The organism is Alphaproteobacteria bacterium (genome assembly GCA_040220875.1).
Classification (GTDB): domain Bacteria; phylum Pseudomonadota; class Alphaproteobacteria; order JAVJVX01; family JAVJVX01; genus JAVJVX01.
Genome location: JAVJVX010000006.1, coordinates 380126 through 394341, shown reverse-complemented (window position 1 = coordinate 394341; position 14216 = coordinate 380126). Strand labels below are relative to the sequence as shown.

The 14216-nt window shown below is 63.1% G+C and carries 11 protein-coding genes; 8 read left to right on the top strand and 3 right to left on the bottom strand.

Annotated elements, in window-relative coordinates:
- Positions 1-501, bottom strand: a complete 501-nt coding sequence (locus RLQ26_07850; GenBank protein MEQ9088637.1) for a PAS domain-containing protein — start codon at positions 499-501, stop codon at positions 1-3.
- A 506-nt stretch (positions 502-1007) separates the two neighbouring features.
- Here RLQ26_07850 and RLQ26_07845 point away from each other — a divergent pair.
- The 5 genes from RLQ26_07845 to RLQ26_07825 all read left to right on the top strand — a co-directional run bounded on the left by RLQ26_07845 (position 1008) and on the right by RLQ26_07825 (position 7774).
- Positions 1008-2147 carry a hypothetical protein gene (locus RLQ26_07845; GenBank protein ID MEQ9088636.1) on the top strand — a complete coding sequence of 380 codons (1140 nt, stop codon included), beginning with the start codon at positions 1008-1010 and terminating at the stop codon, positions 2145-2147.
- A 42-nt stretch (positions 2148-2189) separates the two neighbouring features.
- Complete coding sequence (locus RLQ26_07840; GenBank protein ID MEQ9088635.1) at positions 2190-3572, top strand: outer membrane beta-barrel protein; 1383 nt, start codon at positions 2190-2192, stop codon at positions 3570-3572.
- Between the two features lie 243 nt (positions 3573-3815).
- Complete coding sequence (locus tag RLQ26_07835; protein MEQ9088634.1) at positions 3816-4418, top strand: polysaccharide biosynthesis/export family protein; 603 nt, start codon at positions 3816-3818, stop codon at positions 4416-4418.
- A gap of 294 nt (positions 4419-4712) precedes the next feature.
- Positions 4713-7073, top strand: coding sequence for a polysaccharide biosynthesis tyrosine autokinase (locus RLQ26_07830; protein MEQ9088633.1), 2361 nt, complete (start codon positions 4713-4715; stop codon positions 7071-7073).
- A 20-nt stretch (positions 7074-7093) separates the two neighbouring features.
- Complete coding sequence (locus RLQ26_07825; GenBank protein ID MEQ9088632.1) at positions 7094-7774, top strand: hypothetical protein; 681 nt, start codon at positions 7094-7096, stop codon at positions 7772-7774.
- 44 nt (positions 7775-7818) lie between these two features.
- Here RLQ26_07825 and RLQ26_07820 read toward each other — a convergent pair whose 3' ends face one another.
- A complete protein-coding gene (locus RLQ26_07820) occupies positions 7819-9243 on the bottom strand; it encodes an O-antigen ligase family protein (protein ID MEQ9088631.1) in 1425 nt (474 codons plus the stop codon).
- A 1-nt stretch (position 9244) separates the two neighbouring features.
- Positions 9245-10741 (bottom strand): undecaprenyl-phosphate glucose phosphotransferase, encoded by a 1497-nt coding sequence (locus RLQ26_07815; protein MEQ9088630.1) that lies wholly within the window; start codon positions 10739-10741, stop codon positions 9245-9247.
- A gap of 303 nt (positions 10742-11044) precedes the next feature.
- Here RLQ26_07815 and RLQ26_07810 point away from each other — a divergent pair, with 303 nt between their 5' ends.
- From RLQ26_07810 to RLQ26_07800, 3 genes are all read left to right on the top strand, one after another.
- Positions 11045-11728: a metallophosphoesterase family protein gene (locus RLQ26_07810; protein MEQ9088629.1), complete on the top strand. Its 684-nt coding sequence runs from the start codon at positions 11045-11047 to the stop codon at positions 11726-11728.
- Between the two features lie 72 nt (positions 11729-11800).
- Entirely contained in the window at positions 11801-12757 is a 957-nt protein-coding gene (locus RLQ26_07805) for an SDR family oxidoreductase (GenBank protein ID MEQ9088628.1), read from the top strand.
- Between the two features lie 12 nt (positions 12758-12769).
- The gene (locus RLQ26_07800; protein ID MEQ9088627.1) at positions 12770-14191 is read left to right on the top strand and encodes a hypothetical protein; all 1422 of its coding nucleotides are present in this window, start codon (positions 12770-12772) and stop codon (positions 14189-14191) included.
- The last annotated feature ends 25 nt before the right edge of the window (positions 14192-14216 follow it).

Below are 14216 nucleotides of genomic sequence, written 5' to 3'. Positions count from 1 at the left end.
TTATTCCGCGCTGCCGGTGGCGGCAACGCGGCAGTTGGCTGCGCCCAGAATATGCGTTACGTCCTCGCCCCCGGTGGTGATCGGCAGGAGCACGGACCGATAGAGAACCAGGGTTCCGTTTCCCTGGCGCAACTCCCCGCCGCGAGTGACGGGGACCTTCTTGCGCAATACCTCGTAGCAGTAGCGGAAGCTTTCGCTCATCACCGTGGGGGCCGGGGTCTCTTTCGCCGGCCGTCGCGCCATATTGCGTCCGCAGATCTCTTCAAGCTCCTCGCCGAATTCAAGGAATACCGGATTTTCCTCGCCCCGGGTGAAATCCAGGACGAAGCAATAAGGCCAGAACTCCCGGAACGCCTCGGCGCTGACGTCCCCGATCAGCGGCATGGCGTGCTCGCCCGAGACCTCCCGCCAGCGGTGCAGGACGCGCAGTACCATGCGCCGCTCCAGCCCGGGCGCGCCCTCGGTCATGCCCGGTTCAATGTCAGTCAGGCCGTCCTGCATCCTCGTCCCCTTTTTCCGGCCCATGTTTTCCGGCCGACGTTTTCCGGCCCATGTTTTCCGGCCACGTTTTCCGGCCCATGTTTTCCGGCCGACAGCCTCGGTCCGGCGGTCCGTCCCGCGGCTCACCCCGCGGGATGGTTAACATTCGGATTTATTTCTTAATATCCGCTGAATATGCCGAAATTCGGGGTTCAGCCAGGCGCCAGACCCGGTTCCGATCCTGCAAAATGGCAAAAATTCCCATTTTGCAAGTCAAAATGAATGTGTATGAGGAGACGGGACGTCTCAGACGTCCTTGCCGCAAGGCGGCCGGGCCAGGCCGGCCGGGCGTTTCTTAAGTGCCGGGAATAGCGTCAAGAATCTATCCTCGGCGGGGCCAGTGGCACTATACTTGCGGCGCCTTGCGCGCGGCGCATCGATGCGCGCGGCCGGGCCGGGCGAATTTGGGCCCGTTTACCGGGCCGAAACGAGTTCCGGGGAATGTTCGGACGGGAAGGGATCGGATCATGGCTTCGCCTCACGCTGGGACACGTCTTCGACGGATCAACACGGGCTCGGGACTTGCCGGGGCCCGTCTGTCCCTCGCTCTCGTCCTGTCCCTCATCCTCGGCCTTGCCGGGCCGGTACTGGCCCAGACCGCGCCCGAAGGCGATCCCGCGCTCGAACCGGTGCCGCCGGCCGCATTGACCGGCGCGCTTTCCGGCTCGGAGGACGGCATGGCGCTGGTTGATTCCTATCTGCGCCAGGGCGAAGCAAGCCCGAAGGTGGTCGCGCGCCGGGCCCGCCAGCTTCTGCTCGCACTCAAGGATGCGGGCGGTAACGCGGAGCAGGTGACGGCAGCCGTGAGCCGGGTCGCCCAGGTCGCGGCCACGGGGCTGAGCTCGTCGCGTGTGATTCAGGTCGGCGTGGAACGCGATTTTCGACCGCGCGAAGGGACCTTCGCTTTCGATTTCGGCCCGCCCGACGCGCCGGCGGCCGCAGGGTTCGAACGAATCGCGGCGAACGATCCGCGGATCCGCCTCAATGCCGAGGGTGGCTCGGCCATTCGCCGCCCCGGCGAGGGCAGCGTGCTGGATGACGGTATCATCGGGCTCGAGGGGTTCAAGGTGGCGCTGAAGAACGGTACCTATCGTCTCGTGCTGCTGACGGAAGACATTGGCGATCCAACGCTCTTCGCGCCCTTCGGATCGGGCATCCGGGTCAATGGAGTGCCCATCCGGATTCAGACGACACGGCCCGACCAGTGGACGCCGATGTCGATCCTGGGGAACGATTCCCGGAGTGTAATCGAAGGCTCGCGCAGTTTCTCGGGTGACCAGGGCGGGGCGATCGTCATTGAGGTGGTGGTCACCAATGGCGAGCTCGATCTTGAAATCCCGGGATTTAACCGCAATCAGCTGAAGAGCTACCTGACCGGCGCCGTGATCGAGCCGGCCGACCAGGAGAGCCAGTTTGCGCCCAGCGCAGAAGCAGAAGAATACATGGTGAACCTGAACGAGATTTACGAGCTGGAATCCCAGGTCGCCCAGGCCGTGTCGGAGACACTGACGGACGTCCTGCCCGATACCGGTCAGGAACAACTGCTCGATGCCCTGGGATTGCCTGACCCGGAATTCGCGGATGTGGCCGTTCCAAGCCCGAACTAAGATGTGCGCCCTGTCGCGGCGGCAAGGACCGCGGTGAACCGGGTGTCACTGCGTCCCCCTATCGCCACGACCGCGCCGCCGCCGGTGTCCGCGCCCCGGCCGGCCAGCGTCCGGATCCCGATCCTCGCTCTGGCGCTCTTTCTCGCCATGCCGGAATCACCGGGCTGGGCCCAGGCGATCGAAGCGGGCACGGCGGAGAGGGAATCGGTTCGCAACGAACCGCGTCCGGAATACGACCCCATCGGCGTGAACGCACGCCAACTCTGGTACGCGGTCGGCGAAACTCTCGGCCAGCCGCGCCGGCCGCAATCCATGTACCTCATGCCCAAGCTTGCGAGTTTCGAGATCAGGCCCAAGCTCGAGCTTGAAACCGTTTATGACGACAACATTTTCCGCGAGAACGCCAACGAGTCCGATGACGTCATCTTTATCGCCAATCCCGAGATCGAGATCGAATCGGACTGGGTAAATCACAGCGTCGCGCTGAAACTGTCCTCGGAATACGCGCGGCACCGCGATTTCAACAGCGAGGATTACTTCGATTACCGGGCAGCGTTCGAAAACCGGCTGGATATCGGGCTCTTCACCACACTGCGATCCTCGGTCTTCGTCGAACGCGAGACGGAATCGCGCTCATCCCTGGATTCCCTGCGCGCCTCGCCGTCGCCAGCGCGCCAGTTGAATTACGGATTCGAATCCACGCTCGAATACGATTCGGATGTCGGCCTGTTGCGCACCCGCCTGAGCGGCCGGCGCGCAGACTGGCGGGACACGGGGGATATCGACAACGATACGCGCGACGAGGACACGCTGGAGCTGGTCCAGCGTGTCGGCTACACCGTCTCACCCGGCACGACCCTGTTCATCGAGCCAGCCGTCGGGACCGATCAGTTCGTTCTGGGAACGGACCGCAGCGGGCTGGACAAGGACTCGAAAAGCTACCGCGCGCGCGCCGGCGTGACCTGGGACGCATCCGGTGTCACCTTCGTCGAGGTCGGCGTGGGCTGGGAACGCGAACTCTTTGAATCCCCCAGCCTCAAGGATATCGGCGGGCTGTCCTATGAGGGGCGGGTCCTGTGGAACCCGACGGATCTCATGACGCTCGATCTTCAGTTCGGGCGGGAGATCGGCGAGACGACCGCCAGCACCCAGTCGGGCCGCGTGATCGACATGGTGGAGTTGAGCGTCGATTACGCGCCTCTCCATAATGTGATTTTTGATGGTCTTGTCGGGTTCGAGCACGACGAATTCCGCGGCATCGGACGTGTCGACAAGAATTTCGCGGGGGCCCTCGGGGTGAAATACCTCATTAACCGGTTCTTTTTCGCGCGGCTGAATTACGAGTTCGACGAGCGGGAGTCGGACTCCCCCACCTCAAATTTCACCAATAACCGCATCACCCTGAGTTTGGGGAGCCAGCTGTAACGATTTATTGAGCGCTTGGCAGGCGCCCGGACATGAGCGGCCCTTGACTTGGACCGGCAAAGGAAAACATAAGTTGGGCCGCTGTGCCGGGCGCCGACAAGCGGGCGCGTCACAGGCTTAGCGGTGATGCCGAGCCAATCCGGCCAAGTCTCGCCAAGTCTGGCCAAATCCGGCCAAATCCGGCCAAATCTGGCCAAAATCTGGCCAAGGTCAGGCCAAGGTCAGGCAGGATTGATGATCCCAATGAAAACAGTCAGCCTTTTTCTCGTTGCCACGATTTTTGTGTGGGCCAGCCTGACGACCGGGCTCGGCCCGGCCGGCGCGCGGGCCCAGGAATCGGCTTCGCCCCCGGCTCGCTCGAACGCCGGGCAGGGGCTTGCGACAGCTTACAAGCTCGGGCCGGGCGACAAGCTCAAGGTCACGGTTTTTGGCCAGGCCGATCTTTCGGGCGAATTCGAGGTCGACGGCCAGGGCAACCTGTCCATCCCCCTCGTGGGCCAACTCCAGGCGGGAGGGCTTACGGTCGCGCAATTTCATGAAAAGCTGAGCACGGTCCTCGATCGCGATTTTCTCGTCAATCCGCGGGTCAGCGTCGATGTCGTCAATTACCGCCCGTTCTATATTCTGGGCGAGGTCAACCGGCCCGGCCGGTACGATTATGTCAACGGGCTGACGGTGCGCCAGGCGGTGGCGATTGCGGGTGGTTTCACCCGCCGGGCACGGACCAGCGACGTGGTCCTCGTGCGCGACGGACTCGAGGCTGACGGCTCGGATTTCGACTATCTCGATCTCGAAGACCTCGTCCTGCCAGGTGACACGCTCGAGGTGGAGCGCCGGCTGTTCTGACCGATCGCCCCAGTTCTGGTAGGCCTGAAGAGTAAAAGACACAATTTATTGTAATCTTAGAGTTAATCTTCATTTTTAGTTTAGATAGTCCAATTAACTATTTAATTTTCCTTGGTAAATACTTAGGTTAACCCGATTTTTTCGGGAAGGCCGGCTTGATCGGCAAGGGGGCGATGACCCCGGCCTGCGGGTCGGGCCTGGCCCGGAACTTGCTCGGAGGCTGGGGCCCGGACGCGGGCAGCGAAACATGAGCGAGGGCGACCCGTGTCGTCCCGCCAAGGGACGATCAGGCACGTGGCGAACACGATTCCCTTCGAAAGTCCGGGCCAGGATCCGGAGCACCACGACCCGGCCGGGCGCGGCCGGCCGGCAGTCGCGCGCGGGTTCGGCGGCCAGGAGGATGACGAGTCCGCTCTCAACCTGAAGGCGCTCTTCGAGGTCCTCCTGCGACGCAAGGTCCTGATCGCCGCCGTCGTCGTGTTCATCACCGCCGTGGCGGCGGTCTATGTAAACCAGCTCACGCCGCTTTACAGCGCCGATGCCGATATCATCGTGGAGAGCGGCAAGCAGAACGTGGTCGACATCGATTCCGTCGCGCAGGGCCTGTCCAACGATTACTACACCCAGGAAACCCAGGCCGCCGTATTGTCGTCGCGCGAACTCGCGGCCCAGATCGTGGACCGGTTGAACCTGACCGAGCACCCTTTGTTTACCGGCGAGGACGAGCCGGAAAGCGCGTTCCGCGCCGTGATCGGGACCGTCAAGACCTGGCTCAAGGGCGTGAGCGACGCGGTTGTGGATGCGATCCTGCCCGCCCCGGACGTGCTTAATGGTGATCGCCTCGATATCGACGACGAGCCGTCCGAGGCCGAGGTGGCGGCCGAGGAGGCCGAGTGGCGTGAGGATGTGATCGATTATTTCCTCTCGGGTCTCGAAATCACGCCGTCCGAGCGTTCGCGCGTGATCACGATCGAATATATCTCGACCGATCCCGAGTTCGCCGCCCTGGCCGCCAACACCCTGGCCGAGGTTTACATTCTCGACCAATTGAACCGCAAGACCGACGTCACTCGTCAGGCAACGGCCTGGCTCGATACGCGGGTCGAGGATCTGCGCCAGCGGCTGGTCGAGACCAAGCGTCGGCTTGAGGAGTTCCGTCGCGATTCGGGCTATGTTGAGGTGGCCGGCACCTCCGTTCTGCAAACCCAGCTTGCCGAGCTCAGCGCCGATCTGTCGAAGGCACGCACGGCGCGAGCCGAGGCAGAGGCCCGCGCGTCACAGGTTGGCGAGTTGATGGAGTCCGAGGGCGGTCTCGAAACCGCCGCCGCGGTTCTGGATTCGACCCTTATCCAGCGCCTTCGTGAACAGGAAGCCCAGGTGGCCCGGAAAATCGCCGAGTTGCGCACCCAGTTGCGTGACGGCCATCCCAAGCTGGACCTGGCGACCAACGAACTCAAGGAACTGCGCGACAGCATTCAGACCGAAGTTGTCAAGATCGCCCGAAATCTTGAGAACGAGGCCGAGCTCGCCCGTGTGCGAGAAGCCAATATCGAGAACGAGCTGGAACGGTTACGCGTCCGGATCGATCAGCAGAGTGAGGCGGAGGTTACGATTCGCGCCCTCGAGACCGAGGTGGAAGCGAACGAGCGCCTGTATGAAACCATGCTCACGCGCCTCAAGGAAACGCGTATCCAGGATGAAAGCCTCCAGCAGGCGGATGCGCGGATCATCTCGCGTGCCGTGGTGCCGGGCCGGCCCTATTTCCCGAACAAGCGCGGCCTGGTGCTGCTGGCCTTCATCGTGTCCCTCGGTGTGGGCGTGTTCGGTGCCTTTGTCGTCGAGTATCTCGACGCAGGCTTCCGCAGCGTTTCTCAGGTCGAGACGGTGCTCGGGCTGCCGGTCATCGGCGTGCTGCCCGCGGTCGGTACGTCCAGTCGCCGTCGGGGCACGGCGAAAATGCCCCACGAAATCGCGGTCGAACGACCCAATTCCGTCTTTGGCGAGGCGGTCCGATCGCTGCGAACCGGGCTCATGCTCAGTAATGTCGACAAGGCGCCGAAATCGGTCGTCGTTTCTTCGGCCGTGCCGCGTGAAGGCAAGTCATCGGTCTCTCTTTCCCTTGCCTGCTCGGCCGCCAAGGCCGGCCAGCGTGCAATCATTGTGGATTGCGATCTGCGCAGCCCGTCCGTGCATGAATATCTCGGCCTTCCGAACGAACGGGGCCTGACGGATTATCTCCTGGGAGAGGTGACGCTTGACGACGTGCTCGAATTCGATACGAAATCCGGCGTTCATATTCTGACCGCGGGCGCGCACGCCCCCAACCCGGCCGACATGCTGGGATCGATGCACATGACCAGCCTGATCCACCAATTTACACGCAACTACGACCTCGTCGTTCTGGACTCGCCGCCCCTGCTCGCGGTCTCCGATACGCTGATCCTGGCCCGGCTTGCGGATAAAGTGGTCTTTTGCGTGCGCTGGGCGAAGACGCGGCGGGACTCGTCCGTCGTCGCGGCCCGCCAGCTTATCGAGGCGGGGGCAGACATGGCGGGCGTGGTGCTCACCCAGGTGGATGCCCATCAACACGCATCCTATGATCACGGGCGCACCAGCCACTACTTCGATTCCTATCACAAGTATTACGCGGATTGATCGCCGGGCCGGATTGGACGATGGGGAAATCGGGACTTATCGGGCTTCTGCTTCTGTCGGTCGCGCTCATCGCCCTGGCACTCCCGCGCATGATGGGCGGCGGGTTCACCGCCTCACACCGCGCCGTGGTCGCCCGGCTGGCGGCCGACGAGACGGTCGCGGTCGAAGATCTGAATGACGCGACTGACGGTTATGTGCGCGGGCTCAAATGGCACCAGGAAGGCGGCATGGCGGCCGAACTGGGTGCGCTTCGCCTGGCGCAGGCCCGCCTCGCCGGATACACGACGCCCAGGGGGCAGGAATTTCTGGCGGCGGCGCGGGCGATCGATCTCTGGGCTCTCGAGTTGAACCCGAGCCAACCCTACGCGTGGGCGCATCTGCTCGAGACCAGCCTCCGGCTCGACGGAATCGGGCCCGACACTGACCGCCTGCTCCGCAACGCCATTCTGGTCGCGCCCTATTCGCCGAAACTGGTCTGGCAACGCGCGCGGCTGGGGGTCGTGCTGTGGCCGTTCCTTGGCCCGGAGACACGCCGATTGCTGCAAACCCAGTTCCTTGCGGCCGCGCGCCACGATATTTATGACCTCGGCCGTCTGGCCCGTCGCCATACGGCCGGCCACATGATCCGGCCGGCTCTGGTGGAGGAGCCCGCCCTCCGCGCCGAATTCGACCGGATCTATCTCATGCGGCGCGATTTCTAGAAGCGTCTGTTCTTCACCCCGACAGGGCGCGGCAGGGCCGGCGCTCAGGTGAACTCCTCACCCACGTGACGCGACTGGCTGTAACCGAGCCCGAGGAGGGCCACGAATGTCAGCGCCACGGCCGGCATCTCGACGCTGAAATCAGCCAGCGCGTGCACGCCCACAAGGACCGCCACACCCAGTGCGGCGGCCGGGAAGGTATAGCTGCGCCGACGCGTGATGGCTGCGCGTGCGACCGCCAGCGTCACCAACACAATCGGACTCATCAGCAGAACGAAGCCGATCAGGCCCGTCTCCAGCCAAAGCTCGAGATAGGTGTTGTGCGCGTGATCCGAATCAGGTGTCAGCGAGGACATGTCGCGGTCGCGGTAGCGGTGAAACACTTCCTGGTATGTTCCCAGCCCGGTCCCTATCCAGGGATGGTCGCGGATCACTTCAAGCGACAGGGCATACGCTTCCGAGCGCGAATCGGCTTCGCCCGTTTCCGTCTGCCCCAGCCGCGACACCAGGCCCGCCCCGGCGATCTGCATGAAAAACGCGACCGCAACCAGAAGGCCACCAAGTGACAAAATCCATGTTCTCAACCCGACTTGCCGGCGCCGCATGATGACGAAACCAAACGTCATGACGCCGGCCAATGTCGCGAGGAAGCCGCCTCTCGATTGTGTCAGCAACAACGCGAATCCGTTGAGGAGCACCGCCAGTCCCAGCAGAAATGCGCGCAGCCGCAATTTTTCGGTCAGATCGAAAAAACTGTGCCTGGTCAGGACGTCGTGTCGCGCCGTATTGCGGATTTCGCGAAAGACCATCGCCAGCCCGACGACGACCCCCATGCCGGCATAGGTGGCGTAGTTGTTCCGGCCGACAAAGGTGCTTGTGAGCACCTCGGGATAAGCCCATTTGGGATACCAGAGGACAAAATCGTTGCCGGAAAAATAAACGACAAGACCGTAAAAAGCATAAAGGCCGGTTGCGGCGACAATCGTTTCGGTCAGCAAGACGGCGTTCGCGCGTTCCCGGCCCAGTTGCATGGCAAGCCAGAAGGCGCCGCCATAGGCGATGATCCGCATCATCTCGGTCCAGCTGTCTTCGGGGTTGAGGCTGATGGCGCCGGCGAAATCGTGGCCCAGCATGGCCTCGAACTCGGCCCAGGCTTCATGATGCCAGGATGCCGGCGTCCAGCTCGCCGCCTGGACCGCGACCCAAAGCAGGAAGAGGACGAAGGGAATGGTCAGTGGCAGGTGCCAGGTCGCCGGCACGCGGACAAGGCCGGGCGCGCGCCATGCGGCCACCGCCCAGAGGAAGAGCAGCCCGCCCACGGACAGACTCAGCATGCTCCATGACCAGGGACGGTTGCTGCCGAAGGGCAGGGGCGCCAGAAAGACGATGGCGAGAAATCCGTAGAGGACGATCCGTTCCGCCAGGCGCCCGGCCGATGGGGCAGTCGCTCTTCGAGTCACAGGAGCCATATCAATACGCGTTCTTGTGCACCAGCCCGACGAAGGGCGTGAGGAAAAGTATTTTCAGGTCCAGAAAGGGTGACCAGTTCTCGATGTAGTAGAGATCATATTCGACACGCTTGTGCATTTGTTCGGTTGTTTCCGTCTCGCCCCGGAAGCCGTTGACCTGCGCCCAGCCGGTGATGCCGGGCTTGACCCGGTGACGGCTCAGATATTCGCCGATCAGCCGGGCATAATACTTGTTATGCGGCACGGCGTGTGGCCGCGGGCCCACCAGCGACATGTCCCCGCGCAACACGTTCCAGAGTTGCGGGATTTCATCAAGGCTCGTCCGGCGGAGAAATCGGCCAAAGGGGGTCACACGTGGATCGCCGCGCGTTGCCTGTTTCAGGTCGCTGCCCCGCCCCTCGTCACTCTCGATATACATGGTGCGGAATTTCAGCACGGTGATTTCGTTATTGTTGAAACCATATCTTTTTTGCCGGAAGAGGACCGGTCCGGGACTGGTGATTTTGACCACCAGGGCGATCAGAAGGGCGAGCGGCAGGACGAGCACGGTCAGAATCGCGCCGCCGATCCGGTCTTCCAGAAGCTTGAAGACCCGGCTCCAGCCCCGGAAGGGCTGGTCGTAGACATTCAGGACCGGCACGCCCGACACGTCGCTGAACTGAAGTGACGGCACATCCAGCACGGTGGGCCCCGGGCACAGCCTTACCGGCACGGGCAACTCCTTCAGACGGTCCAGGCTTGCGCGCAGGCCGGTATCGTCGCCGGCAAAGGCGAGGATGACCTGGTCGACCTGGTTGCTGCGGATCATCGCGAGAAGGTGTTCGAAATCGGCAAGCGGTGCGTCCGGGTCGGCCGCCTGTGCGCTGGCGCCCGGCCCGCGGAAAAGCCCCAGGACCTTGATGCCGAGGGCTTCCTTGGTACCGATCAGCCGGGCAAGTCGCCGGGCGAAATCGGGTGTTCCGACAACCGCTGTCTGGGTCACCAGCCGGCCGGAATTCTGCCAGTGGGCAATGAGCGAGGCGACCCAGACGCGCGCGACGATGAAGCCGACGAAACTGCCAAGCAGCCACAGCCCGCCCCAGATGCGGGAAAAATCCTCGGAAGTCTTGGTGAAGAACGCGGCCGCGATCAGGGTCAGCGTCACACCCAGCCAGCTTGCCGTCAGCGGTCCCACCTGCCCGGTCACGTCGCGCAGCAACCGGAAATCGTAAAGCCGCGCCACCTGCATGAAATAGACCGCCAGCACGGCGCCGATCAGCATGGCGAGCTGGTAGGAGGTGGGGGGCACCGCATCGTGGCGCAGGATGTAGGCGAGCGAGCCGGCGCCCAGCACGATGAGGAATTCAAGGCCGCGGAGCGAGCCCGAGAGGATCGTCTCCAGGCTCGAGGCCAGGCCCACCCGCCGGCGCTGGGCCGGGCCGGCCTGTTTGCCGTTGTCTCGTGCGGCGCCTTCCTTCTCGGGAAAGCCAGGGGCGCTGCGCTTTGTTTCCGCGTCCATGGAACCGCCTTGAGAAGCCGTGATTGTCACCGGGAGGCCAGTTCGGGACCCTAAACCTACAGGTTTGAAAAATCTCGGCAATTCCTATGACCGGGCCATAGGAAAATTTGCGGCGCTGGCTCGCAGCCTCGGCCACGGGCTGCCAAAAACAAGAAAAATGCCACTGGATCATAGCGTTAGGGCGTGTTCGGGGGGCCGGAATTCTGCTATCGATGGGTCATGGACTCGAAGCAATCCGCAGCCAGGAGAAAAAACCGTCCGCAATCGTCGCGCCCGAAAATTCCGCCAGGCCGGGTGGTGTTCGTGATCGGCGACATTCATGGCCGCGCGGACCTTTTGGCGGAACTGCTGGACCGGATTCGAGAGGTCCGCCAGCACCGGGCGGCCCCCGAGGCGGTCGTCGTATTTCTGGGCGATTACGTCGACCGCGGCGAGCAGAGCCGCGCGGTCATCGATCTGCTGCTGAGCGACCCCCTGCCCGATTTCGAGACCGTGCATCTCATGGGCAATCACGAAATCATCCTGCTCGATTTCCTCGATGACTACGAGGTGGCGCGGGGCTGGCTGCAATATGGCGGCGACGCCACCCTCATGAGTTACGGGCTGAAACCGAGGCGCTTCGATCCGACTGACGAGTCCCTGCGCCAGCTTCAGGCGGAGTTTCGCCGGGTCCTCCCCAAACCGCATCTGTCATTCCTGCAGAATCTTCGGCTCAGCCATGTCGAGGGCGATTTCGCCTTCGTGCATGCCGGCATCCGTCCCGGCGTGGCGCTGGACGATCAGGTGGCCGACGACCTCTTGTGGATTCGCGGGCCCTTCCTGTCGAGCGATGCCGATTTCGGTCAGGTTGTCATCCACGGCCACACCATTACAGACGATCCCGAAATACGTCACAATCGCATCGGCATAGATACAGGCGCTTTCGCAACCGGGCGGTTGACCTGCCTGGTTCTGGAAGACGATACGCAGGAATTTCTGTCAACCTGATCCGGACGGCGACGGCCGGGTGACAGGCCAGGTAACAGGCCAGGTAACAGGACAGGTAACTGGACAGGGGGTGTGGTGCACGAAAGAAAGAGAATACTGGTAACCGGCGGCGCGGGATTTCTTGGGTCCCATCTTTGCGACGACCTCGTGGCAAAGGGGCACGATGTCCTATGCGTCGACAATTTTTACACTGGCACCAAGGCCAACATCGCCCATCTGCTGGGCCATCCCTATTTCGAACTGATCCGGCATGACGTCACTTTTCCGCTCTATGTCGAAGTCGACGAAATTTATAACCTCGCCTGCCCGGCCTCGCCCATTCAATACCAGCGCGATCCGGTGCAGACGACCAAGACGAATGTCCATGGCGCCATCAACATGCTGGGCCTTGCCAAACGGATTCGCGGGCGCATCCTGCAGGCATCGACCAGCGAGGTGTATGGTGATCCGGATGTGCACCCGCAGCCGGAATCCTATGTCGGCCGCGTCAACCCCGTAGGCGTGCGCGCCTGCTATGACGAGGGCAAGCGGTGCGCCGAGACGCTGTTTTTCGACTACTGGCGCCAGCACAGGCTGGAAATCAAGGTGGCGCGCATCTTCAACACGTTTGGCCCGCGCATGCACCTGAATGACGGGCGGGTGGTATCGAATTTCATCGTCCAGGCACTCAGGAACGAGCCCATCACGATTTATGGTGAAGGAACCCAGACGCGCTCGTTCTGCTATGTCTCGGACCTGGTCCAGGGCCTCGTGCGCCTCATGGAGACACCGGCCTCGGTCACCGGACCCATAAATCTGGGCAATCCGGCGGAAATGACCATTCGCGAGATGGCCGAGAAAATCATCGAGATGACCGGCTCGCGCTCGGAAATCGAGCGCCGTCCCCTGCCCGAGGATGACCCGAGGCAGCGCCGTCCCGATATCACGCTGGCCAAGTCCGCGCTCGGCTGGTCGCCCGCCGTCGATCTCGAGACCGGTCTCAAGAACACCATCGCCTATTTCGAGCGCGTTCTTCAGGCGGAAGCCTGAGGGCAGCGCGGCATGGTTGGCTGGCCCGTGATAGCTCCCTTTATCCAGAAGCTGCGCGAACTGGCCGGGATCATGCGTGGCGAGGGGGTGGGCGGGGACAGCGCCAGAGGCCGTTCGCGCGATCGCTACCGCCGGACGACGCTGTTCGGTCTCGCCGGCGCGCTCTCGCGCGTCATCGGGATGATCACGATCCTGATCACCGTGCCGCTTACCGTCGATTATCTCGGTGCGGAGCGTTACGGGCTCTGGATGACCATCAGCTCGCTCGTGTTCTTTCTCGCGCTCGCCAATCTCGGTCTCGATACCAGCCTTCTCAACAGGCTGACGGCGGCACATGGCCGGGACGATACGGCCGGCCAGCACCGCGCGATCAGCAACGCCTTCGTGCTTCTCTGCGGCATCGCCCTGGTGATGGCGATGCTTTTCCTCGCCGTCTACCCTTATGTGCCCTGGGCGCAGGTCTTCAATGTCACGACGGATCAGGCGGCGCGTGAGGCGGGCCCCGCGATGCTCGCCTTCGTGGCTTGCGTGCTCGCGGGCCTGCCCCTTGGCGTCGTGACCCAGACCCAGGTGGGATTTCAGGAAGGCTTTATCAACGGGATTTGGGAAAGTGCCGGCCGCCTCGCCAGCCTGGCGGGTATTCTCCTGGTGATTTATCTCGAAGGCGGTCTCGTCTGGCTGGTGCTGGCGACCGCAGGAATCCCGCTGGTTGCCAGTTTCGTCAATGGCCTTGTCCTGTTCGGCCGCCGGCGCCCGCATTTGCGACCGCGCCTCGATCTCTTTCACTGGGGCGAAGCTCTCGACCTGACCCGCCAGGGGGTGTTGTTTTTCAGCCTGATCGCCGTCAACGCCGTCGCCTTCTGGTCCGATAACCTGATCGCCGCTCACATCCTCGGCCCGGAAGCGGTCACGGATTACGCGGTCGCCTTCCGCATGTTCTCGCTCGCCGCGGTCGTGGTGGCGCTGCTCGTCAATCCGTTCTGGCCGGCTTTCGGCGAGGCGCAGGCACGGGGCGAAGGCGCCTGGGCGGCGCGCGCATTCGGCCGCACGGTCAAGCTGGCGCTCGTGCTGACGACAGGTTTTGCCATCGTCTTTGTCGTCTTCGGCTCCGATATTCTGCGTCTCTGGGTCGGCGACGCGGTCACTGTTTCGCTGTCGTTCCTGATCGCGCTGGCCCTCTATGCCATTGGCAGTGCCGCCTGGCTCTGCGTGACAGTGCTTCTCAACGGGATCCACGAACTGAAATTCGAACTCGCGGTACTGATCGCGGTCGCCATAAGCGCGGTGATCGCGAAGCTGGTCTTGGCCGGCACGCTCGGCGTCGCCGGTATCGCCTGGGGCAATGTGCTGGCGCTCTACGTGTTCGCCGGGATCCCGATGGCCCTCTGGCTGCCGGGAATCCTGCGCCGTCTCCGCGCCGGGAGACTGGCCTAGCCGCCCTGTTGCGCCGCGGGGCAGG